We start from the raw sequence: 23,039 nt of genomic DNA, 5'->3' as shown, positions 1-23,039 counted from the left end.
AATACAATCATGAAGAAAATACTAGTTTTATTAATTGCGACCATTGGCATATACTCATGCGGCGGAGGTGAGCAATCGGTAGCAGATATTATAGCACAGCAAGATCTAGAGGCAATAAGAGCTAAAAAAAATGATATTACATCACAACAAAAACTAATTGATGCACAACTGAAATCTTTAGATTCTGCAATAGCAGTTTTAGGTAATGAAGAGAAGTTACCATTGGTAAATACATTAACAGCAAAAAAAGAGCTGTTTAACCACTACCTAGAATTACAGGGCGATGTTTCTACCAAGCAAAATGTATTGATCTACCCAGAAATGGCAGGTACGTTACAAAGAGTATATGTTAAAGAAGGTGACAAAGTTTCTAGAGGTCAGGTATTAGCGACTATTGACGATGGCGGTATGTCTAGCCAAGTAAGTCAATTGAAATCTCAAGCTGTTTTGGCAAAAACGACTTTTGAGCGTCAAGAGCGTTTATGGAATCAGAACATAGGTTCAGAAATTCAATTTTTACAGGCTAAAACCAATTATGAAGCAGCAGAAAATATGCTCTCTCAAACGCAAAGCCAATTGGGAAAATCTACCATAAGAGCACCTTTTTCAGGTATTATTGATAATGTAATTAAAGATCAAGGCACTGTTGTTGCTCCAGGGCAAGGTTCAGAGGTATTTCGTATTGTAAACCTATCTGATATGTATATTGAGGTAGAAGTGCCAGAATCATATTTAGGAAGTGTCGCAAAAGGTAAAGAGGCTTTGGTTTATTTTCCAGTATTAGGAGATAGCATCATTACTAAAATTAGACAGACAGGCAATTTTATCAATCCTTCTAATAGATCTTTTGAGGTAGAAATACCTGTACCAAATAAAGAAGGTAAGATTAAACCAAATCTTTCTGCTAAAGTAGCTATCAATGACTATACTAGTGAAGATGCCATATTAATACCAACTAGTATAATTTCAGAAAATGCAGATGGTGAGCAGTATGTATTCGTTGCAGAAGAGCCAAATGCAGATGGTGAGGCGTTAGTAAAAAGAAGTGTAATCATCACTGGTAAAACACAAGGTGCAAATATTGAAGTATTATCTGGTTTAGCAGATGGCAACCAAATTATCAAAGAAGGTGCTAGAAGTGTAAAAGATGGTCAAAAAGTTAAAATCAAAAAATAAAGATCGATGAGCAAAGTACAAAAGAACGCCGATAAGGAATTCGGTTTATCGTCTTGGGCCATTGATAACCCTTCGGTTATTTATGTGATGATTGCCATTTTTCTTTGGTTAGGATTCAGCGCTTATATGGCGATGCCTAGAGAAGATTTTCCTGAAATTATAGAGACCAAAATCTACATTAGTACACCTTACCCAGGTAATACCGCTGAAGATATTGAAAAACTGATTACAGACCCTTTAGAAGATCGGTTAAAGAATATAAGTAACGTTGTAGAAGTCACCTCAACTTCTCAAGAAGATTACGCTATTTTGACCATAGAGTTTGATGAAGAGATTACTGTTGAACAGGCAAAGCAAAAAGTAAAAGATGAAGTAGACAGTGAAAAAGCGAGTGAAGACTGGCCTACTTTTAACGGTGCAAAGGTAGAACCGAATGTGTTTGACCTAAATTTTTCAGAAGAAGTGCCAATTATGAATATCAACTTTACCGGGGATTACCCTGTAGAAAAGTTGAAAGAGTTTGCTGAATATTTACAAGATGAAGTAGAAGACTTACCAGAAATTAAACAAGCAGATATACGTGGTGCACAAGACCTAGAAGTTGAAGTTGGTGTGGACATTTACAAAATGATGGCTGCTAAAATTAGCTTTCAAGATGTAATTAGTGCTATTAGCAATGGTAATATGACGATGTCTGCCGGTAACTTAAAAACCGTAGGACAAAGACGTACCATTCGTATTTTAGGGGAAGTAGAAGACCCTAAAGAATTGAACAACTTCGTAGTAAAATCTGAGAATGGTGCAGTATACCTTAAAGATATTGCTACCATTAACTTTCAAGCAAAAGACAAAACTACATATGCTCGTGAATTCGGGAAAAATGTAGTAATGCTAGATGTGAAAAAAAGAGCTGGTAGAAACTCCATTTCCGCTTCAGATAAAATAAAGGAATTGGTAAAGAAAGAAACAGCTGAATACTTTCCGCCAGATTTAAATATTTCTATTGCCAATGATTCCTCTACACGTACATTAAATCAAGTAGATGACTTAGTAAACAACATCATCTTCGGTATTATACTCGTAGTAACCGTTCTAATGTTCTTCTTAGGATTTAGAAATGCATTATTTGTTGGTTTCGCTATACCTATGTCCATGTTCATGTCTTTTGTAATACTGTCATGGCTTGGGTACACACTTAATACTATGATTCTTTTCGGAATGATTATGGGTCTTGGCATGTTGGTGGATAACGGTATTGTAGTAGTTGAAAATGTATACCGATTAATGGATGAAGGTTTGTCAAGAACAGAAGCTGCTAAAAAAGGTATTGGTGAAATTGCATACCCTATTATCATATCAACAGCGACAACTGTTGCTGCCTTTGTACCGTTAGGTCTTTGGCCAGGTATTTTCGGTCAATTTATGATTTACTTCCCTATTACACTTTCTGTTGTGTTGGGCTCGTCATTATTCGTAGCCATATTCATGAACTCTATGTTGGTCTCTAAATTTATGAGCACTGATGAAAAAGAATTGACCTTAAAGCAATTAATTAGAATGAGTGTTATTCTAGGTGGGCTTGGAGCGTTAATACTAATTTTCGGTGGCGCTATGCGCGGCTTGGGATCTGTACTTATACTTACTGCCATCATGTTCTGGGCATACAAATACATCATTAAAGGTTCAGCAATCAGATTTCAAAAAAGAACTATGGCTCGCTTTGAAAATTGGTATGAGCGTCGTTTAAAGCATGCGCTTAGAGGTAGCAACGTATATTGGTATTTTGGTATAACTTTTTTAATGTTGATTGGTGTATTCATGTTATTTGGAATGTCTGTAGGTAGCGGTAGAACTAAAATCGAGTTCTTCCCAGATAACAAACCAAATGAAATCTATGTGTATGTAGAATACCCTGAAGGAACATCTATTGAGAAAACCAATGAGATTACCAAAGAGGTAGAAAATCAGGTGTACGCTATCATGGATGACGATATGTACAAAAATGAAAAGGGTGAGAATTTTATGATGTCATCAGCTGTATCCGTAGTTGGTGAAGGTGCCGGTAACCCACTTACAGATGGTGGATCATCTGCAGAAATGCCTCATAAAGGAAAGGTAACCGTAAACTTTAGTGAATATAAATATCGTAATGGTTTAAATACCGAAGATATTCGTGGTCGTGTGCAAGCAGCATTACAGGGCATTTATCCTGGTGTTGCCATATCCGTAGAGAAAGATGCTAATGGACCACCAGCTGGTTTCCCTATTAACATTGAGCTTGAAGGTAATGATTATGATGAGCTGATCAATACCGCTGAAGATGTTAAAAACTTCATCAATACCAAAAACATTGCAGGTATTGAAGAATTAAAGATAGATGTAAATAAAGGCAAACCAGCAATGCAAGTAATTGTAGATCGTGAGAAAGCAGGTGAGCTTGGTGTTGCCGTAGGTCAAGTTGGTAACCAGTTAAGACGCTCTATTTTTGGTGAGAAGGCAGGTGTTTATAAAGAAGATGGCGAAGATTATGACATCAATATTAGATTTAATGAAGACTTGAGATACAACAAAAGTGCGCTATTCAATCAGAATATCATTTTTAGAGATCCTTCTAATGGGCAGATTAAAGAGATTCCGATTTCTGCTGTTGCAACCGAGAAGAACACATCTGGTTATAGTGCTATTAAACACCGTGATGGTAAACGAGTAGTAACTATTTATTCCGGATTAAAACCTGGCTTTACTGATGCCGGTGCTATTGTTGCCGAAATTCAAAATGAGATGGGAAGTTTTAATGGAACTCCCGCTACCGTTAAAATTGATTATACAGGTCAATTAGAAGAACAAGCGAAGCAACAAGCTTTCTTAGTAGGTGCCTTTTTCTCTGGTCTAGGATTGATCATGCTTATTCTAATCTTCCAATTTGGTGGTATTTCTAAACCGTTGATTATTATGATTGCTATTTTCTTAAGCTTCATCGGTGTTTTTGGAGGATTGATGATCACCGGATGGTCCTTCGTTATTATGATGACAATGATGGGTATTATCTCACTTGCAGGTATTGTGGTGAATAACGGAGTGGTACTCCTTGATTACACCCAAATTCTAGTCGATCGTAAAAAGTTGAGATTAGGTATGGAAGACAGTGATTTATTGACAATTGAAGATGCAACAGATTCTATGATCGTTGGTGGTAAAGCAAGATTACGCCCGGTAATATTAACTGCCATTACAACCGTATTAGGATTGATTCCGTTAGCAATCGGACTCAACATCGATTTCTTTGCGCTATTCTCAGAATTTAATCCACACATTTATATTGGTGGTGATAATGTTATATTCTGGGGACCATTAGCTTGGACAGTTATCTTCGGCTTAATCGTTGCAACATTCTTGACCTTAATTATTGTGCCAGTACTATTCAACATAGTATACCGTATAAAAATAAAGTTCAGCAGTTTCGGCGGCAATAGTAATGAAGAAAATAAACAATTAGAACATGTAGCTTAAGCTACAAAAAGTTGAAATAAGAAAAGCCCCGTATCATTTGATACGGGGCTTTTCTTATTGTTGTTGTATTTGATTGAGATTACTTATTCGTTACAACAGGATCTTTTTTACTAGCTTTATTTACACTAGCAATTCTGTTATTATCAAAGTTTACTTCACTCGTTACATCACCTTCCCAGAATAACCACTTACCGGTTCTTACACCATTATCATAGTTACCCATTGCAATCTTCTCTCCTTTTTCATTGAACATTTTCCATTCACCTTCTAACTTTTCATTTAAAAAGTAACCTTCTTGAGATTTTTCTCCGTTAGCATGAAAATATGTTGCTTTTACTTTATCACCATCTTTTTCAAAAGTAGGATCAACTTGAGCGTAAGCTCCGAAAGACAATGCCATTACAGCTATAATTAAGATTTTTTTCATGGGATATATTTTTTTAAATTAATTTCTTCCTTAACACTAACGTTACAAATATACATTTATTTCTCAATTAATCAATGTTTTGGTAACTTTTAGTTTACATTAACTTTACATTGGGATTGCAACGTCCTATTTTACAGTATTTTAAAAACAATTCATGTTTAACATTGGCTAAACTGGTCATCGTGTAAAAGCTACCAGTTAAATAGATCTATAATGAAATAGACTTCTTAAATTTGCCAATTCATTAAAGCAAGTACTATGTATAGAAGCCATTCCTGCGGGGAATTAAGAGAATCACATATTGGCCAAACGGTTACACTATCTGGTTGGGTAGCAAAAACTAGAGACAAAGGTTTCGTAGTTTGGGTAGATTTAAGGGATCGCTATGGTATTACACAACTAGTACTTGATGAAGACCGCACAAATGCAGAGCTATTAGAGCAGGCAAGAAATTTGGGTAGAGAGTTTGTTATTCAAATAAAAGGTGAGGTTATTGAAAGAACTTCTAAAAACGCTAATATCCCTACTGGTAATATAGAAGTTTTGGTTTCTGAACTTACTATTCTGAATGAATCTAAAACACCGCCTTTCACAATCGAGAACGAAACCGATGGTGGTGAAGATCTTCGTATGAAATATAGGTATTTAGACATCCGTAGAAACCCTGTAAAAAACAACCTTATTTTTAGAAGTAAGGTAACTATGGAAGTCCGTAAGTTTTTATCTAGCGAAGGCTTTATAGAAGTGGAGACTCCGTATTTAATAAAATCTACACCAGAAGGTGCTAGAGATTTCGTTGTACCTAGCCGTATGAACGAAGGGCAATTTTATGCCTTACCACAATCACCACAAACTTTTAAGCAGTTGCTTATGGTTGGTGGTATGGACAAATACTTTCAGATTGTAAAGTGTTTTAGAGATGAAGATTTACGTGCCGATAGACAACCGGAGTTTACACAGATAGATTGTGAAATGGCATTCGTAGAACAAGAAGATATTTTAAATGTCTTTGAAAACTTAACGAAGTACCTTTTAAAAGAAGTCAATGGTGTAGAGATCGATTCATTCCCTAGAATGACTTATGATGATGCCATGGCTAAATATGGTAATGATAAGCCAGATATTCGTTTTGGGATGGAATTCGCTGAATTAAATAGCGTTGCCCAGCATAAAGAATTCGGAGTTTTTAACTCTGCAGAGTTAGTAGTAGGTATTGCCGTACCAGATGCTGCATCATATACTAGAAAAGAATTAGATGCTTTAGTAAACTGGGTTAAGCGTCCGCAAATTGGAGCTAACGGAATGGTTTACGTAAAATGTAATGAAGACGGAAGCTTTAAATCTACCGTAGATAAATTTTACGACCAAGACGATTTAGCAAAATGGGCTGCAGCAACTGGTGCTAAACCAGGTGACCTAATCTGCGTACTTTCTGGTGATGCTAATAAAACAAGAACACAGTTAAGTGCCTTGAGAATGGAAATGGCAACTAGATTAGGTTTAAGAAAACCAAATGAATTCGCACCATTATGGGTTGTTGATTTCCCATTATTGGAGCTTGATGAAGAAACTGGTCATTACCATGCAATGCACCACCCATTTACATCGCCAAAACCAGGTCAGTTAGAATTATTAGATACTGATCCAGGTGCAGTACGTGCAAACGCTTATGACCTTGTATTAAACGGAAACGAAATAGGCGGTGGATCTATTCGTATTCACGATAAAGATATGCAAGCAACAATGTTCAAGCATTTAGGATTTACACCAGAAGAGGCAAAGGCACAATTTGGTTTTCTAATGGATGCTTTCCAATACGGTGCACCACCACATGGCGGATTAGCATTTGGTCTTGATAGACTTGTAGCTATTTTAGGCGGACAAGAAACTATCAGAGATTTTATTGCATTCCCTAAAAATAACAGTGGACGTGATGTTATGATTGATGCTCCCGCCCCAATTGATAATGCACAATTGAAAGAATTGAGTTTGAAGTTGGATATAGATTTGAAATAAAATCTATTTGATATAAAAGTAAAAATCCCGCCTAGTGCGGGATTTTTTTGTTTGCTCTCCATTTCAATTAGACATCTTACAATTTAACCATCACACTGAGTAAGATATTTTTTGTTAAATTCACTTTGTGAAAAAATGGGTTAAAATAGTATTGTATAGTTTATTGGGCATAGTTCTAATAATTGGTGGTCTGGCTGGGTACTTTTACTTTAAGTTTAAAAAAGATTTCGATACTACTGACCAACCTTATAAAAACTACATAGGGTACATCGATCAAGAAAAGGCGCTATTGAATGATGTATATACGTTATGTAATGATGGTAAAATTTACCGCACCTACAATGGTGCTGGCTTAGATGCTTATAAAAATAACAAAAGGCAATTTAGAATAAACCTAGCAAACAACTATTCTGGCGATTCGTTTACCGATTCAGGTTATTTAAACTTTCGCTTTTTAGTGAATTGTGATGGAAACCCCGGCTGGTTTGATGTTGTTCAAATGAATCTAGATTTAGAGGAAAAAGAATTGAATTCAGAAATGGTAGATTCCCTTTTAACTTTTACCGCAATGCCAGAAAATTGGAATACTCTTGAATTTCGAGAAGATCCTGGCAATTATTATATGTATATATCTTATCGAATAGAAAATGGAAAAGTGGTCGAAATTATTCCTTAGTTGTATTGTGCTTGCCTTATTAATTTCTTGTGCAGATAATGCTAATGAAAATGATGTTCAAATCTTGGCTGAAGAAAGATATAAAGATGCTATATTTTATCATCAAGGCTCAGTTGCTTTTCAAAACGGTATTGCTGAAGCTGTAGTTATAGACCCAACATATGAACCTGGGGTTTATGAACTTTCAGTAGCTGACCTTAAACGTGGATTACCACATAAATGGTTGCCCCAATACAATAAGGCAGTAGCATTAAATCCTGAACAAAGAATACCATGGCGCGGCTACTTATACCTATGGTTTTACAGAGATTATGAAAAAGCCATTGCAGATTTTAACGCATCAGATTCGTTAACTCCATATTTAGATTATCCACAAGGGCATAGTGTAGATTTTTGGCGAGGCATTGCTTATTTAGGAGCAAAAGACTATGACAACTCTATTGCTTTTTGGGATAAACACATTACTAAAGAAACAGAAGATTCTGGTGAAGATTGGGTAGAACTTGAAGCTTTTCTATATAGAGGTATTGCGTATTATGAAGCTGGTAACATTGAAAAAGCAAATGAGAATTTTGACAAATTAATTCAATACTTCACCAATTCTGCAGATGCCAAATATTATAAGGCGAAGATTTTTCTGAACGAAGGAGATAAAAAAGCGGCTTTGAATATGATTAATGATGCCATTGTAGATTTTAATAATGGCTATTATAACAATAGAGCATACGTAGAAACCCTACGTCAAATTTATCTTGAAGATTTAGAAGAACTTAAATCCAAAATCATAGCAAGTAATTAAATACCTTTGCCCCCTATCATTGATTTGGCTCAACCATGCCCATCCAAAGGAATAACATTTTAAAAAGCATTTACAAATGGAGATATAAACATATCTCTCAAAAAACCTTCATTTACATCTTAAGTGTAATTGTTGGTCTTTTGGCTGGTTTGGCATCTGTTACCTTAAAAAACATCACTTATTTTATTGAGGCATCTCTTGAAAAAGGGATTATTTTCTCAAGTAATCAGCTGTATTTCATTCTGCCTATTATAGGTCTTACCTTGGTATATCTTTATGTAAAATACATTCATAAAGAGAAATTAAAGCATGCCGTTTCTTCTATTTTGTTTTCCTTATCAAGAAACAAGGCAAATATTGATGCCAAACAGATGTACACCCAACTTATTATTGCACCATTAACCGTAGGTTTTGGTGGATCCGTGGGGTTATTAGGTCCGGCAGTGGCAACAGGTGCCGCATTAAGCTCTAATTTAGGAAAGCTTTTTCATATCAATTCTAAAACGCGCTCTTTACTAATTGCTTGTGCCTCGGCAGGTGCAATATCGTCTATATTTCAATCGCCAATTGCCGCCATCATTTTTGCGGTAGAGGTATTTAGTTTAGACCTGACCATGATATCCATGTTACCATTATTATTGGCATCGATCAGTGGTGTGCTTACCTCCTACTTTTTTATGGGAAACGAGAATCTATTCAATTTCACGATTACAGAACCATTTGAAGTTAAAGATACCTTATTTTATATTCTTTTAGGAGTAGGCACAGCTGTAGCGTCTATTTACTTTACTAAAATGTACTTTGGTATTATCAACCTTTTTAAGCCCTTAAAAAGTCCTAAATACCGATTACTCGTTGGCGGTCTTGCAATAGGTATAATGTTATATACGATTCCCCCATTGTATGGTGAAGGTTTTTCCTTTATCAACGACCTTTTAATAGGTGACCATATTAAAGCTTTGGGTAAAACGCCCTTTGATGCTTATATCGGCAATATTTGGGTAGTAATAGCACTTTTGATCGGCATTACAATTTTCAAAGCGGTTGCGATGACCACTACTTTAGCCGCCGGTGGCGCTGGTGGTATTTTCATACCAACAATGGTAATGGGTAGTGCATTAGGTAACGTAGTCGCAAAATTAATCAACAATTCCGGATTAGGATTTTCAGTATCCGAAAGTAACTTTACCCTTATTGGTATGGCGGGTCTTATTGCGGGTGTGCAACATGCACCGTTGACCGCAATTTTCCTTATTGCAGAAATAACAGGTGGTTACGCACTTTTTGTTCCACTAATGATTACCGCTTCTATATCATACATCATCACAAAAAACACCGTAGATTATACTATTTACACGAGAGAATTGGCTGAAAGTGGTGATTTACTGACGCACAATAAAGATCATGCAGTGCTTACCATCATGAACATTGATATGGTGATAGAAACCAACTTCAAAATAGTACACCCAGATATGACCTTGGGTGAAATGCTACATGATTCCGTTGCCAAATCAACACGAAATATTTTTCCTGTAGTAGATGTAAATCACATGTTTTTAGGTATTATTTTATTAGATGATATTAGGGAGTTCATGTTCGACACCAAATTATACAACACTACAAAAGTGGAAACATTTACCCATAAAGCACCCGATCATATTTATTATGGGTTGGACAGCATGCAAATTGTTATGCAAAAATTTCAGGATAGTGGCGCATGGAACTTACCTGTAGTAAAGAATGGAAAATATATGGGATTTGTTTCCAAATCAAAACTATTAACTGCTTACAGAAGAGAACTTATAAAATTTACTAAGTAAAAGAGAAAGACATGAAATATGTAATTATTGCCATAGTATTGATTTCAATTGGACTAATTATCTACGGATTTACTTTAGGTGCAGGTGAAGAAGCACTATCACATAGGTATATAGGTTCAGGTACCTTATTGCTATTTTTAATTGCCATGCCACTTTTTCTAATAAAAGAGAGCAAGGGTAAAAAATTTAATGATTACATGCTTACCGATGAAAATGTACGAAAAATGCAAGGTAAAGCACCTAGAAAGACTGATAATCAAGACACTCCGAAAAATTAATAGTACCATTCTCTACCAATGAATCCTAAAATATTGTAAATTAGAATGTTAACATTAAAATTTCAATATAATGATTGGTACCGTCAAATTTTACAATGAATCTAAGGGTTATGGATTTATAACCAATGAAGAAACTGGAAAAGATATATTTGTTCACGCCACCTCTTTACACGGCATTGAACTTAGAGAAGGTGACAAAGTGAGTTATGAAGAGGAACAAGGAAGAAAAGGTACTGTTGCCGGACAAGTGCAGGTACTTTAACAATATTCTTTTTCTAAAAAATTTAGATAACCACGCTCTTGCGTGGTTTTTCATTTATACTCAAAATTCTATTTTCTTTTCTTCGCAAAAAACTGAAGCAATAAACTAGTCGCTTCATCTGCAAGAATACCACCTGATATTTTAGTTTTAGGGTGAAGAGTTGTTCCCATAACCCCGCAACCGCGCTGCTCATCTGTAGCGCCATAGACAATCTTCCCAATTTGGCTCCAATACAACGCACCGGCACACATTTGGCAAGGTTCTAAGGTTACATACAACGTACAATCTTTCAAATACTTACCTCCTAAAAAATTAGCTGCAGAGGTTATCGCTTGCATTTCGGCATGTGCCGTAACGTCATTCAATTTTTCGGTCAAATTATGTGCTCTTGCAATGATCCTGTCTTGCACTACAATTACAGCACCCACAGGCACTTCACCAGCTTCAAATGCATATTCTGCTTCTTGAAGTGCCTTTTTCATAAAATAAGTATCATCGTAAGGTAAAACCATAACCTCAAAAATACGATAGTTTCATTTTTAAAAAAGTATTTTTGTGACCATTATAGATGCAATTTGAAATCAATTCTAGAACATATCAAATCACCTAACGATCTAAAAACTTTATCAGTAAAGGATTTAGAGCAACTGGCTGTTGAACTACGTGAGTTCATAATTGATATTGTATCTGTCAAAGAAGGGCATTTAGGTGCTAGTTTAGGTGTTGTAGAATTGACCATAGCATTACATTATGTTTTCAATACACCCATAGACAAGTTAATATGGGATGTAGGCCACCAAGCATACGGGCATAAAATACTGACCGGTAGAAAAGAGGTTTTTGACACCAATAGACAATTTGGTGGAATTAGTGGGTTCCCAAAAATGCAAGAGAGCGAGTATGACGCTTTTGGAACAGGGCATAGCTCTACTTCTATTTCAGCTTTGCTAGGTATGGCTTTGGCCGCACAATTACAAGGAAAAATACAACGACAACACATTGCAGTTATTGGCGATGCATCTATAGCCAGCGGTATGGCATTTGAAGGGTTAAACCATGCCGGTGTAACCAATGCAAATATTCTTGTTGTGCTTAATGACAATGCTATGGGTATAGACCCAAGCGTAGGTGCATTAAAAAAATACCTTACCAACGTAAAAACAGGTACTGCAAAAGAAGAAAATATATTCGAGTGCTTAAATTTTAATTACACTGGCCCTATAGATGGTCATGACCTACCTACTTTAGTAAAAGAATTAGAACGTTTAAAGAATATAAAAGGTCCTAAATTATTACACGTAATCACCACAAAAGGAAAAGGGTTACAAAAGGCAGAAGAGAATCAAGTCACCTACCACGCACCCGGTAAATTTGACAAACAAACAGGTGAGCTACAAAAGAAAACCAATACCGTTGAACCACCTAAGTTTCAAGATGTATTCGGTAAAACTTTAGTAGAACTTGCATTGAAAAATGAAAAAATAGTAGGGATTACTCCTGCAATGCCAACTGGTAGTTCTTTAAAATTTATGATGGAGGTCATTCCAGACAGAGCTTTCGATGTTGGTATTGCCGAACAACATGCGGTAACTATGGCTGCAGGTATGGCAACTGATGGTTTAGTTGTATTCTGTAATATATACTCTACTTTTCTACAACGTGCTTATGACCAGGTTATACACGATGTAGCTATACAAAACCTACCTGTTATTTTCTGTTTAGACCGCGCAGGTTTGGTTGGTGAAGACGGACCAACGCATCATGGTGTATTTGATATTTCATATTTACAGTGTATTCCTAACCTGATTATCTGTTCTCCATTAAATGAAATTGAGCTCAGAAACATCATGTACACGGCTCAGTTGGGTTTAGACCATCCTATTGCTATAAGATATCCGCGTGGTCGTGGAAATGAAGTGAATTGGCAAGTACCGATGAAAAAACTCAATATCGGAGAAGCACAACTTTTAAAAGAAGGAAGTAAAATTGCTATTCTAAGCACAGGACCCATTGGCAATATGGTATCTGAACTGATAAATGAATTGGATAACAACCCTGCAATCGCCCATTATAACTTCCCGTTCATAAAACCTTTAGACTCAACCTTATTAAAAGAAATCTTACAGAAATTCGAGCATATTATTACAATTGAAGATGGTGCTGCTACTGGCGGATTTGGAAGTGGTTTGTTAGAATTTGCAAATAATATTGGAATCCATAAAATAATTAAGATATTTGGCATTCCTGATGCCTTTATTACACACGGTGCTACCGAAAAACTGTATATAAAAGCAGGGATAGATAAGATGTCCGTAAAACAATATGTACAACAATTTCTATGAAAATAATGGCTTCAAAATCGCTTAAATTTTTACTTCCGTTACTTCTTTTGGTAATGTCATTTTCTTTTGGTCAAGATACCATACCGGCACCTATTATTGTAGATAGTGTTACTGTAGACAGTGTCGCAGTAGATACTATTGTAATTCGTAGAACGGTAGATAAAATTTATTCCCCTAGAAAAGACGTAAACCTACAAATACCCAAAATTGACTTCAAAAAAACAAAAACCCTGCAAAAAGGTTTTCAACGATTTAGAGTACCGTCATTTTGGGAAACAGAAAATAGCTTTGGTATCAATATTAGTGAAGTTGCCTTTGTAAATTGGAATGCGGGTGGTGATAATGCTATTAGTGGTTTGGGATTTTTAAAATTTGCACGAAAATATAAGTTTAGCAATTTTCAATGGGATAATAATCTAGAATTACGTTACGGATTAAATGCTCAAGAAGGCCAAAAACTTAGAAAAACGGAAGATGTAATTCGTTTAAGTTCTAACTTAGGTTTTAAGAAAGATAATGATAGTAGATGGTTCTATTCCGTACAATTAAACTTTAATACACAATTCTCTAACGGTTACAAATACCCTGATAGAGATACACCTATTTCAAGATTTATGGCACCTGGTTATTTACTATTTGGTGCGGGTACATCGTATATCAGTAAAGATGAAAAATTCAACCTTTACCTATCTCCATTAACTCAAAAATCAACCTTTGTACTAGATCAAGATTTAGCTGACAATGGATCGTTTGGTGTTCAAGAAGCCATTTTAGATGCAGATGGTAATGTAATTACACCTGGCGAGAATCATTTATTGGAGATTGGTATACTTATTACCAACAATTTCAATTATACCGTTGCAGATAATATAGAATTAAAAAGCAGGCTTAATCTTTATTCTGATTATATAAAAAGTTTTGGAAATATTGATGTTGATTGGGAACTTACCATTAACATGAAGGTGAATAAATTTATAAGTACAAGTTTAGGTACACAAATGATTTATGATGACGATATTCTTTTTGATATTGTCAAAAACGATAACGGTACCATCATAAACCCTGGTGTTCCAAAAATACAGTTCAAACAAGTACTGGGCGTAGGTATTCTTTACGGCTTCTAAAGCGTTTTTCCTTTAATCTTATTGTGAATATGCACTGCAGCACTATCAGATAGACTTGCAACGTAACAACATGTATTCAATACAATTTGATAAAGCGATGTATTTGTTTCTTGATAAAACCCTGGTAAGGTTCTTAAAATAAGTTTGTGGTAATTAGAAGCTTTGTTATTCTTTTTACCAATCAAAGCATCAATGTAAACATCTAAAATATCAGAAATAATGGTATAGCCGGCTATCTCTTTTTCAACGACTTCTTGAGATTGATATATTTTCTGAACACTTAGGCTAATGATATCTTCGATTTGGGCTTTAAATCCGCTTTTATCTAATAAAGAGACTTCAAAAGTGCCATTTAAGATGCTTTCTTCATTCTCAACAAATATAGAAACAGCATCTTGTATTAGCGTATTAATGGCTAAAGCCCGCAAGTAACTAAGTCTATCTTCCATATACTCCAAAGAATTATACTTCTTGGTATTTATGGTGTCTTTAACTAGTTTTATTAGGTATTCCAAGGCATAATCTTCAGAAATAAGACCTAGGTTAATGCCGTCTTCAAAATCTATAATAGTGTAACAAATGTCATCTGCAGCTTCTACCAAAAATGTCAATGGATGCCTATCATAAGAAATAGTACCGTTATTACTTCTTGTTGGCAATCCTAAATCTTGTGCTACTTCGTCAAAAATGTGCTTTTCACTCTGAAAAAATCCAAATTTCTTATCACAAATGTGGTTGCTTGGTTTTTTAGGTAACGATTCTTTCGGGTATTTCATGAACGCACCCAACGTAGCATAACTAAGACGAAGACCGCCAGAAACCCCTGCCCTATCTTGTGTCATTAATCGAAATCCGTTTGCATTACCTTCAAAATCAATAATATCTTGGTATTCAACTTCAGAAAGCAGGTCCTTAAATTTGAATCCGTTTCCTGTTTTAAAATATTCACCGATTGCTTTTTCACCACTGTGCCCAAAAGGTGGATTACCAATATCATGTGCCAAAGCTGCTGCCGCGACAATACCACCAAAATCATTGAATTGATAGCCGTGTACTTCTTTTAAATATGGGTGTTTCTCTATAATTTTTTTTCCTGCCAATCTACCTAAACTTCTACCCACAACAGAAACCTCAAGACTATGGGTTAATCTAGTATGTACGAAATCGGTTTTTGAAAGCGGTATAACCTGGGTCTTATCTTGAAGACTTCTAAAAGCCGATGAAAATATGATACGATCATAATCAACATCAAATCCCAAACGGGTTTCATCTTGTTCATTTCGCAAACGTTTATTTTTATCGCCTTGTCTTCGTAAAGAAAGTAATTGCTCCCAATTCATGTTAATCCGTTTTTAAAGCCTGCAAGATACATTTTTGATATCTCATTGTAGAGCCCCTAAAATCAATTTTAGCATTTTACAAAACGATATGTTAACAATTAATACATACTTTAATAATCCGCACCTAACATTAACTTAACCTAGCTATAGTTTCTTTGTAGAAGAAATTAAAAGCTTACATGAAACATCTAATTTACATTTTTACTATAATGGTTTGCTCTTTTACTTTTGGGCAAGAAACAAGTGCTATTCAAGGAAATATTTTAGATGGCGAACAATTTAACGAGCCTTTATTAATGGCTACTGTTTCTATCGAAAATACCGAATTAACCACGCGTACCAACTTTAGAGGAAATTTTGAGTTTGATAACCTTACTCCAGGTTCATATAACATAGTTGTTAGATTTGTAGGCTATGAAACTATTGAGCTTCCTATTATTGTTGCTATTGGAAAAACAAGTGTCATACAAGCTAGTCTAAAAGCTAAAACCATAGACATGGCAAGCTTAACAGCTTCTAAATAGCTAAGCATACTTTTCAATTTATAATTACACTTAAAAAAATTAAACATTACTTAATGTTAGCATGACATTTAAACAATGAATAATTGTGATTTTTGTCAGCATCATTAGACAATCAGATTTCTCTCACTATTAGTTTTTGTCGACTAAGTTTTGAAATCTTAAAGCTACCTTTTCTAAGGTGGCTTTTTTTTGTTGTAAAAATTCACACAAAAAATATCTACCTAGTAATCAGTATTAACCAATTATATTAAAAATTAATATTAAGTATACATTAATTTAACTTACATTCAAGACTTTTGCAGTCGACAAAAACTAATAACTTGATGAAAATCAGCTTCCCTTTGGTATGCCTATTTTTAATCTTTTCATTTGGTGCTTTAAGCCAAGAAACAAACGCTCCCTCATTTGGTAAAGGCTTATTAAACCTAGTTGGAAAAGACAGCTCCTGGACTATGAAGGTAGGTGCCAGAATGCAAATACTTGCAACAAGCAATTGGGATGCAATTGATGGTAGCTTAACCAACCCCGAACAAAATTTTCTAGTAAGAAGGGCAAGACTTAAGTTTGATGGCTTTGCCTATTCCCCTAAATTAATATATAAAATAGAGCTCGGACTTTCGAACCGAGATATTTCAGGTGCTTCAGAATTTACTAGTAACGCACCACGATATATTTTGGATGCCGTAGTAAAGTGGAATTTTTATCAAAATTTTGTGCTATGGTTTGGGCAAACCAAGTTACCAGGAAATATAGAACGTGTAATTTCATCTGGTAACTTAATGCAGGTAGACCGCTCGTTGTTAAATAGTACGTTTACCATTGACAGGGACATGGGTTTTCAGTTAAGGCACCATATCTATTTATCAGATAAATTTTTGGTAAGGGAAATTTTTGCACTCTCTCAAGGAGAAGGAAGAAACATAACAACAGGTAATTTAGGTGGTCACCAATATACGACTCGTTTAGAATTATTACCTTTTGGAAAATTTTTAAGTAAAGGTGAGTATAAAGGAAGTGATCAGAAGAGAGAACAAACACCAAAATTAATGATTGCCGCTACTTTTGACAGCAATCAAAATGCAGTAAAAACAAGAAGTAATCAAGGATCCTATATGGTTACTGACACTGGTTTTTTCGAAACTGATATTAATACGTTGTTTATAGATACCTTGTTCAAATACAAAGGTTTTTCATTTATGGGTGAATATGCTCATAGAACTGCCAATAACGCTATTGCTATAAATTCAGATGGTTCACTTACCGGTGATGAAGTACAAGTAGGAGATGGAATAAATCTGCAAACAGGATATTTATTTAAAAATAACTGGGAGGTTTCTGGTCGTTTCACAAATATTAAACTTGATCAAGAAATAATAAGTAGAAATCCGCAATCACAATACACAATGGGACTTTCAAAATACATAGTTGGTCATAAATTAAAAGTACAAACAGACTTAAGCTACCTTTCTGAAGATGCTGGTCTGGATGGATTAATGTATAGATTACAAGTAGATATTCATTTTTAACAAATAATAACCTTTACGTAACATTACCGCAGTTTTCGATAATGATATTTGCAAATTCTTAGAGTAATAAAATATGGACAATATTTATTTTTTAATGCTTATCGCACTTGCCATTTTGGCTGTAGCAGATCTTGTTGTGGGTGTAAGTAATGATGCTGTGAATTTTTTAAATTCAGCAATTGGTTCAAAAGCCATTTCATTTAAAACAATAATGATCGTTGCCAGTTTTGGTATCGCTGCAGGAGCACTTTTTTCTAGCGGTATGATGGAGGTTGCGAGAAAAGGAATTTTTAATCCAAGTGAATTTTATTTTGATGAGATCATGTTCATTTTTATGGCAGTTATGATCACTGACATATTACTGCTAGATTTCTTTAATACCCTTGGTATGCCAACATCGACAACTGTTTCAATAGTTTTTGAGCTTTTAGGTGCAGCTGTAGCCATGTCGTTAATTAAAATTGGAGCAGATAATGGAAGTTTTACTGATGTATTCAATTACATCAATAACGATAAAGCCATTCAAATTATATTTGGAATATTACTCTCTGTAGTCGTAGCATTTTCTATTGGTGCTTTGGTTCAATGGGTTTCGAGATTACTTTTATCATATAAATTTGAGCAAAAACCAACATGGGTAGGAGCTCTTTTTGGGGGATTTGCTTTATCATCTATAACCTATTTCATACTAATGAAAGGTATAGGCGGAACAACTTTTGCGGGCGAAAGCTTTGATATAATTGGTGGTATTACAATTAAAGAATTATTAGAAACAAAAGTAGCCATCTTAGTACTTCTAAACTTTATAGTTTGGTCAGGAGTATCTTTTCTATTAATGAAATTTGCTAAAATAAATATCTATAGATTAATCATCGGAGTAGGTACGTTTGCGTTGGCCCTAGCCTTTGCAGGTAATGATTTGGTTAATTTTATTGGAGTACCAATTGCTGCATGGCAATCATATGAAGCATGGATGGCATCTGGTGTAGCTGCATCAGAATTTAGCATGGGTATCTTAGCAAAAAAAGTACCTACACCTACATTGTTATTATTTATAGCGGGTATGATAATGGTTCTTACGCTTTGGTTTTCAAGCAAGGCTAAAAGAGTAGTAAAAACGTCTTTAGATTTATCAAGTCAAGAAGATACCAAAGAAAGGTTTCAACCTAACTTTCTTTCAAGAGGCTTAGTACGGTTTGCAATATCAGCTTCTGAGTTAATTACCACAATTACACCAAAATCTCTTCAAGATAAAATTGACAATCAATTTAATAAACCTGTAATTGCTTTGTCTCAAAATAAGGTTCATGAACTACCTGCCTTTGACATGGTTCGTGCTGCAGTAAACCTTATGGTTGCAGGTATTTTAATATCTATTGCTACATCATATAAATTACCATTATCAACTACGTATGTAACTTTTATGGTTGCAATGGGTACATCTTTAGCTGATAGGGCTTGGGGTGCTGAAAGCGCAGTGTATAGAGTTGCAGGAGTACTAAATGTTATTGGCGGCTGGTTCGGTACAGCAATAATTGCCTTTATAGCATCTGGAGTTATATTGTCTTTAATTAGTTTTGGTAAAGGTGCGGCGATAGCAATACTTTTACTTCTTGCGATATTACTACTTACTAGAAACTATATTTCACACAATAAAAAGGCAAAAGAATTACGTGCTGAAGATTCTTTAAACAGAGCTGAAAGTAGCTCTATACAAGGTGTAATTATTGAAAGTGCTCAAAACATTTCAAATGTTCTTAAAAGAACAAATAAAATTTACACAAACTCAATTAATGGTCTTGCTAAACAAGATGTTAATTTATTAAAAAAGAATAAAAAACAAGGCGAGAAACTTTCAAATGAGATTGATGATCTACGCGACCATATCTTTTACTTTATTAAAAATTTAGATGAAAATAGTGTTGGTGCCAGTAACTTCTACATTAATGCTCTTGGATACTTAACTGATATTGCTCAATCACTGGAGTACATTGGTAAGGTTAGCCATAAGCATGTACATAACAATCACAAAAAGTTAAAATACAACCAAATAAAAGAGCTGAAACAAATTGATTTAAAGTTAGAAGAAATTTTAAATCAGACGCAAACAGCATTTGCTAATCAATCTTTCGAACAAATAGGTTTAGTTTTAGATCAGAAAGAAGATTTATTCACAATGGTTTCTGATAAAATTCAGACACAGATAGCAAGAACAAGAACAGAAGAGTCTAGTCCTAAAAACACAACCCTTTACTTTTCTTTGCTTTTAGAAACAAAAGATTTAATAACTTCTACAATGAACTTATTGCAGCAATACCATAATGAACACGATGGTTCAATAACACCAGCTACAATAGATCAGCCTAAAAAACAGTAACTGTTTTTAAAATCTTAAATAATAAGTACCTTGTCATCACAAATTAAAATGATGATGAGGTACTTTTTTTTATTCTTAGCACTATTAGCTAATACTTTTGTTTTTGCACAAGAAATTAGCGGTCAACAACTTCTTGAAAAAGCCATAGCATTTCATGACCCAGAAGACAATTGGGCTACCTTCAAAGGTAAAATGCTTATAGAAATGGAAAACCCTAAGGGTAGCCCGCGTACTACGGTCGTTGAAATGAAATTACCTGACAATTATTTCAAAACTACCGTTACTAAAGACAATTATACGGTTGAATCTGAATTAGATAATGGTGAGTGTACCTTAAAATTAAATGGCAGTACGTCTATTTATCCGAAGATAAAAGATAGCATGAACATTAGTTGTGATCGTGCAAAAATGATGAAGAACTACTATACGTATCTATATGGGCTTCCTATGAAATTAAAAGACCCAGGGACATTGATAGCTGACAAGGTGATCAAAAAGACATTTAAAGGAAAAGAATATTTAGTATTAAAAGCTACCTATGAAAAAGAAGTAGGTAATGATACCTGGTATTTCTATTTCGATCCTAAGACCTATGCGATGGAGGTTTATCAGTTCTTTCATGATGAAAGTAAAAATGACGGAGAATACATTCTACTTTCTGAGATGATAACCGTAAACGGAATTAAGATACCTAAAGTACGTAAGTGGTATTACAACAAAGGCGATGTATTTTTAGCTACAGATAATCTTCGCAAAGCGAATACTATAGACTAGCGATAAAAATTCATTTCATCCATATACTTCCACACTTCTGGCGGCAATAAAGGCTTGATATTTTTACCATTTTTATGCTCTCTTCTGATAAAAGTGGAAGAGATTTCCATGATAGGGGCATTTACACGATGAATCTTTTCATGCTCCTTAAATTGATGCTCTATTACTCCTTCAGATATTCTTGGATATACATACAAATGATGAAGGTCTAAGATGGCTTCATAGTTCTTCCATTTATGAAGTCCTTTTAAGTTATCCTCCCCCATTATCAAAGAGAAATCATATCCTTGCGGGTATTTCTCCCCTAAATGAACAAGCGTATTTATCGTGTAATTTGGTTGTGGAAGATTGAACTCTATATTACTTGGCTTTAACTTCGAATATTCTTTAGTAGCTTCATACACCATTTCAAATCTTTGGTGATTGTCTAGAAGCGTTTTCTTGGTCTTAAACGGACTTTGAGGCGTTACTACAAACCAAACCTCATCTAAGTCTGAAAACTCTACCATATGGTTCGCTATGACCAAATGACCAATGTGAATAGGGTTAAAGGTACCAAAGTATAATCCTACCTTTTTCATACGTACTTATTCTTTATCCTCTGAAACGAAATCGGCAACCAAATCTATAGCCTCTTGTAATGCAACATCAAGATCATAATTCTTAATAATCTTATCGAACTGTGGTGCTGTTGCCAATTCTACAGAAGCCTTGGCGATACGCATGTTTATTTTGTCTTCGCTTTCGGTACTTCGCTTTTTAAGTCTAATTTTAAGTTCATCAACACTTGGTGGCTTTACAAAAACAGCCAAGGTCTGATCAGGAAACTTCTTTTTAATTCTTAAACCACCAACTACGTCAATATCAAAAATGACATTCTTGCCTTCTGCCCAAAGTCTTTCAACTTCACTTTTTAAAGTACCGTAAAAATTATCTCGGTAAACTTCTTCCCACTCTAAAAAATCATCATTCTTGATATGATTTTTAAATTCAGAAACCGACATGAAATAATAATGTTCTTTATTCTTCTCTTTACCTCTTCTTGGTCGTGAAGTTGCAGATACAGAAAAAGCCAAATTTAATTCTGGTTGTGCCAATAAATGGCGTACAATGGTTGTTTTCCCACTTCCTGATGGTGCAGAAAAAATGATTAGCTTACCACCTTTCATCTATAATACGTTTAACATTTGTTCTTTAATCTTTTCTAACTCATCTTTCATTTGCACAACAATTTGTTGCATTGGCGCAAAGTTTGCTTTAGAACCGATCGTATTAATCTCACGACCAATTTCTTGAGAAATAAAGCCTAATTTTTTACCATTACTATCGTCTGACTGTAATGTTTTACTGAAGTAATCTAAATGATTTGCTAAGCGCACCTTTTCTTCAGTAATATCATATTTCTCTAAATAGTAAATAAGTTCTTGCTCAAATCTGTTTTCATCTACATCTGCTTTTAAATCTTGTACCGCTTTTTCTAGGCGTTCACGAATAGTAGCTTGTCTATCAGGATCAATGCTTATAACCTCATCTAACAAATTCTTCAACGATGTTATTCTGTCAAGAAAATCTTTTTCTAATACACTACCCTCTTCAGATCTAAACTCATTGATTTCTACCAAAGCACCTTGTAATGCTTCTTTGATAGCCTCATATTCAGATTCATCTATATCTTCCTTATCGGTCTTCATAGCATCAGGAAAACGCAATGCCATTTCTAACAATCTTAAATCATCGCCATCGGCAATGTTTTTTAACTGATTCATATATTGTTTTACAGCAACTTCGTTTACTTGAGTTGAAGTAGTATCACCAGTAAGCTCTACATACAAATTAAAATCTACTTTACCACGAAGCAATGAATTAGCGACCAATTTTCTTAGTTCTAATTCCTTTTCGCGATAACTAGAAGGCATACGTGCATTTAAATCAATGCTCTTACTATTAAGCGATTTTATTTCTACCGTAATCTTTTTATTAGGTAATTGAACTACATGCTTTCCAAAGCCGGTCATTGATTGAATCATAAATACATTTTAGATTAAGACAAAGGTAAGGTAAATGAAAA

The 23,039-nt window shown here is 34.7% G+C and carries 20 protein-coding genes; 14 read left to right on the top strand and 6 right to left on the bottom strand.

All coding sequences use genetic code 11. The features are described from left to right. Nucleotides 1–9 precede the first annotated feature (9 nt). A complete protein-coding gene (locus BUC31_RS04960; protein WP_073241811.1) occupies nt 10–1,176 on the top strand; it encodes an efflux RND transporter periplasmic adaptor subunit in 1,167 nt (388 codons plus the stop codon). A 6-nt stretch (nt 1,177–1,182) separates the two neighbouring features. After that, on the top strand, nt 1,183–4,686 hold the full coding sequence (locus tag BUC31_RS04955) for an efflux RND transporter permease subunit (RefSeq protein WP_073241809.1): 3,504 nt from the start codon (nt 1,183–1,185) through the stop codon (nt 4,684–4,686). Between the two features lie 79 nt (nt 4,687–4,765). On the opposite strand, the gene BUC31_RS04950 is transcribed toward BUC31_RS04955, so the two are convergent. Further along, nucleotides 4,766–5,113, bottom strand: a complete 348-nt coding sequence (locus tag BUC31_RS04950) for a toxin-antitoxin system YwqK family antitoxin (RefSeq protein WP_073241807.1) — start codon at nt 5,111–5,113, stop codon at nt 4,766–4,768. Nucleotides 5,114–5,371: 258 nt separating this feature from the next. Here BUC31_RS04950 and aspS point away from each other — a divergent pair, with 258 nt between their 5' ends. The 6 genes from aspS to BUC31_RS04920 all read left to right on the top strand — a co-directional run bounded on the left by aspS (nt 5,372) and on the right by BUC31_RS04920 (nt 10,964). Then, nucleotides 5,372–7,129: an aspartate--tRNA ligase gene (aspS, locus tag BUC31_RS04945; RefSeq protein WP_073241805.1), complete on the top strand. Its 1,758-nt coding sequence runs from the start codon at nt 5,372–5,374 to the stop codon at nt 7,127–7,129. Nucleotides 7,130–7,256: 127 nt separating this feature from the next. Then, nucleotides 7,257–7,805 (top strand): hypothetical protein, encoded by a 549-nt coding sequence (locus BUC31_RS04940; protein WP_073241803.1) that lies wholly within the window; start codon nt 7,257–7,259, stop codon nt 7,803–7,805. Continuing rightward, on the top strand, nt 7,777–8,604 hold the full coding sequence (locus BUC31_RS04935) for a tetratricopeptide repeat protein (protein ID WP_073241801.1): 828 nt from the start codon (nt 7,777–7,779) through the stop codon (nt 8,602–8,604). The genes BUC31_RS04940 and BUC31_RS04935 overlap by 29 nt, the downstream gene beginning before the upstream one ends. Before the next feature lie 35 nt (nt 8,605–8,639). Continuing rightward, nucleotides 8,640–10,424: a chloride channel protein gene (locus BUC31_RS04930; protein WP_073241799.1), complete on the top strand. Its 1,785-nt coding sequence runs from the start codon at nt 8,640–8,642 to the stop codon at nt 10,422–10,424. 11 nt (nt 10,425–10,435) lie between these two features. After that, the gene (locus BUC31_RS04925; protein WP_073241797.1) at nt 10,436–10,702 is read left to right on the top strand and encodes a hypothetical protein; all 267 of its coding nucleotides are present in this window, start codon (nt 10,436–10,438) and stop codon (nt 10,700–10,702) included. Between the two features lie 70 nt (nt 10,703–10,772). Next, complete coding sequence (locus tag BUC31_RS04920; RefSeq protein ID WP_073241795.1) at nt 10,773–10,964, top strand: cold-shock protein; 192 nt, start codon at nt 10,773–10,775, stop codon at nt 10,962–10,964. A 68-nt stretch (nt 10,965–11,032) separates the two neighbouring features. Here BUC31_RS04920 and BUC31_RS04915 read toward each other — a convergent pair whose 3' ends face one another. Beyond that, complete coding sequence (locus BUC31_RS04915; RefSeq protein WP_073241793.1) at nt 11,033–11,476, bottom strand: nucleoside deaminase; 444 nt, start codon at nt 11,474–11,476, stop codon at nt 11,033–11,035. A gap of 63 nt (nt 11,477–11,539) precedes the next feature. Here BUC31_RS04915 and BUC31_RS04910 point away from each other — a divergent pair, with 63 nt between their 5' ends. Next, nucleotides 11,540–13,306, top strand: a complete 1,767-nt coding sequence (locus BUC31_RS04910; RefSeq protein WP_073241791.1) for a 1-deoxy-D-xylulose-5-phosphate synthase — start codon at nt 11,540–11,542, stop codon at nt 13,304–13,306. A gap of 5 nt (nt 13,307–13,311) precedes the next feature. Continuing rightward, entirely contained in the window at nt 13,312–14,430 is a 1,119-nt protein-coding gene (locus tag BUC31_RS04905; RefSeq protein WP_139251935.1) for a DUF3078 domain-containing protein, read from the top strand. Here BUC31_RS04905 and BUC31_RS04900 read toward each other — a convergent pair. Then, a complete protein-coding gene (locus BUC31_RS04900) occupies nt 14,427–15,770 on the bottom strand; it encodes a deoxyguanosinetriphosphate triphosphohydrolase (RefSeq protein WP_073241788.1) in 1,344 nt (447 codons plus the stop codon). The genes BUC31_RS04905 and BUC31_RS04900 overlap by 4 nt on opposite strands. 179 nt (nt 15,771–15,949) lie before the next feature. Between BUC31_RS04900 and BUC31_RS04895 the strand changes: the two genes are divergently transcribed. The 4 genes from BUC31_RS04895 to BUC31_RS04880 all read left to right on the top strand — a co-directional run bounded on the left by BUC31_RS04895 (nt 15,950) and on the right by BUC31_RS04880 (nt 20,971). Beyond that, nucleotides 15,950–16,294, top strand: coding sequence for a carboxypeptidase-like regulatory domain-containing protein (locus tag BUC31_RS04895; RefSeq protein ID WP_073241786.1), 345 nt, complete (start codon nt 15,950–15,952; stop codon nt 16,292–16,294). A 323-nt stretch (nt 16,295–16,617) separates the two neighbouring features. After that, nucleotides 16,618–17,820, top strand: a complete 1,203-nt coding sequence (locus BUC31_RS04890; protein ID WP_073241784.1) for a porin — start codon at nt 16,618–16,620, stop codon at nt 17,818–17,820. 73 nt (nt 17,821–17,893) lie between these two features. Next, nucleotides 17,894–20,197: an inorganic phosphate transporter gene (locus BUC31_RS04885; RefSeq protein WP_073241782.1), complete on the top strand. Its 2,304-nt coding sequence runs from the start codon at nt 17,894–17,896 to the stop codon at nt 20,195–20,197. Nucleotides 20,198–20,227: 30 nt separating this feature from the next. After that, nucleotides 20,228–20,971, top strand: a complete 744-nt coding sequence (locus BUC31_RS04880; protein ID WP_317614941.1) for a DUF6503 family protein — start codon at nt 20,228–20,230, stop codon at nt 20,969–20,971. Here the strand turns inward: BUC31_RS04880 and nadD are convergent. Genes nadD through BUC31_RS04865 form a run of 3 tightly spaced genes read right to left on the bottom strand, consistent with a single transcriptional unit; the run spans nt 20,968 to nt 22,998 of the window. Beyond that, complete coding sequence (nadD, locus tag BUC31_RS04875) at nt 20,968–21,552, bottom strand: nicotinate (nicotinamide) nucleotide adenylyltransferase (RefSeq protein ID WP_073241778.1); 585 nt, start codon at nt 21,550–21,552, stop codon at nt 20,968–20,970. The genes BUC31_RS04880 and nadD overlap by 4 nt on opposite strands. A 6-nt stretch (nt 21,553–21,558) precedes the next feature. Continuing rightward, a complete protein-coding gene (gene gmk, locus BUC31_RS04870; protein ID WP_073241776.1) occupies nt 21,559–22,140 on the bottom strand; it encodes a guanylate kinase in 582 nt (193 codons plus the stop codon). Beyond that, nucleotides 22,141–22,998 carry a YicC/YloC family endoribonuclease gene (locus BUC31_RS04865; protein ID WP_073241774.1) on the bottom strand — a complete coding sequence of 286 codons (858 nt, stop codon included), beginning with the start codon at nt 22,996–22,998 and terminating at the stop codon, nt 22,141–22,143. Nucleotides 22,999–23,039 lie beyond the last annotated feature (41 nt).

This window comes from Maribacter aquivivus, from assembly GCF_900142175.1.
GTDB lineage: Bacteria > Bacteroidota > Bacteroidia > Flavobacteriales > Flavobacteriaceae > Maribacter > Maribacter aquivivus.
The sequence above is the reverse complement of the archived record's forward strand: the minus strand, read 5'-3'. Positions and strand labels throughout refer to the sequence as shown.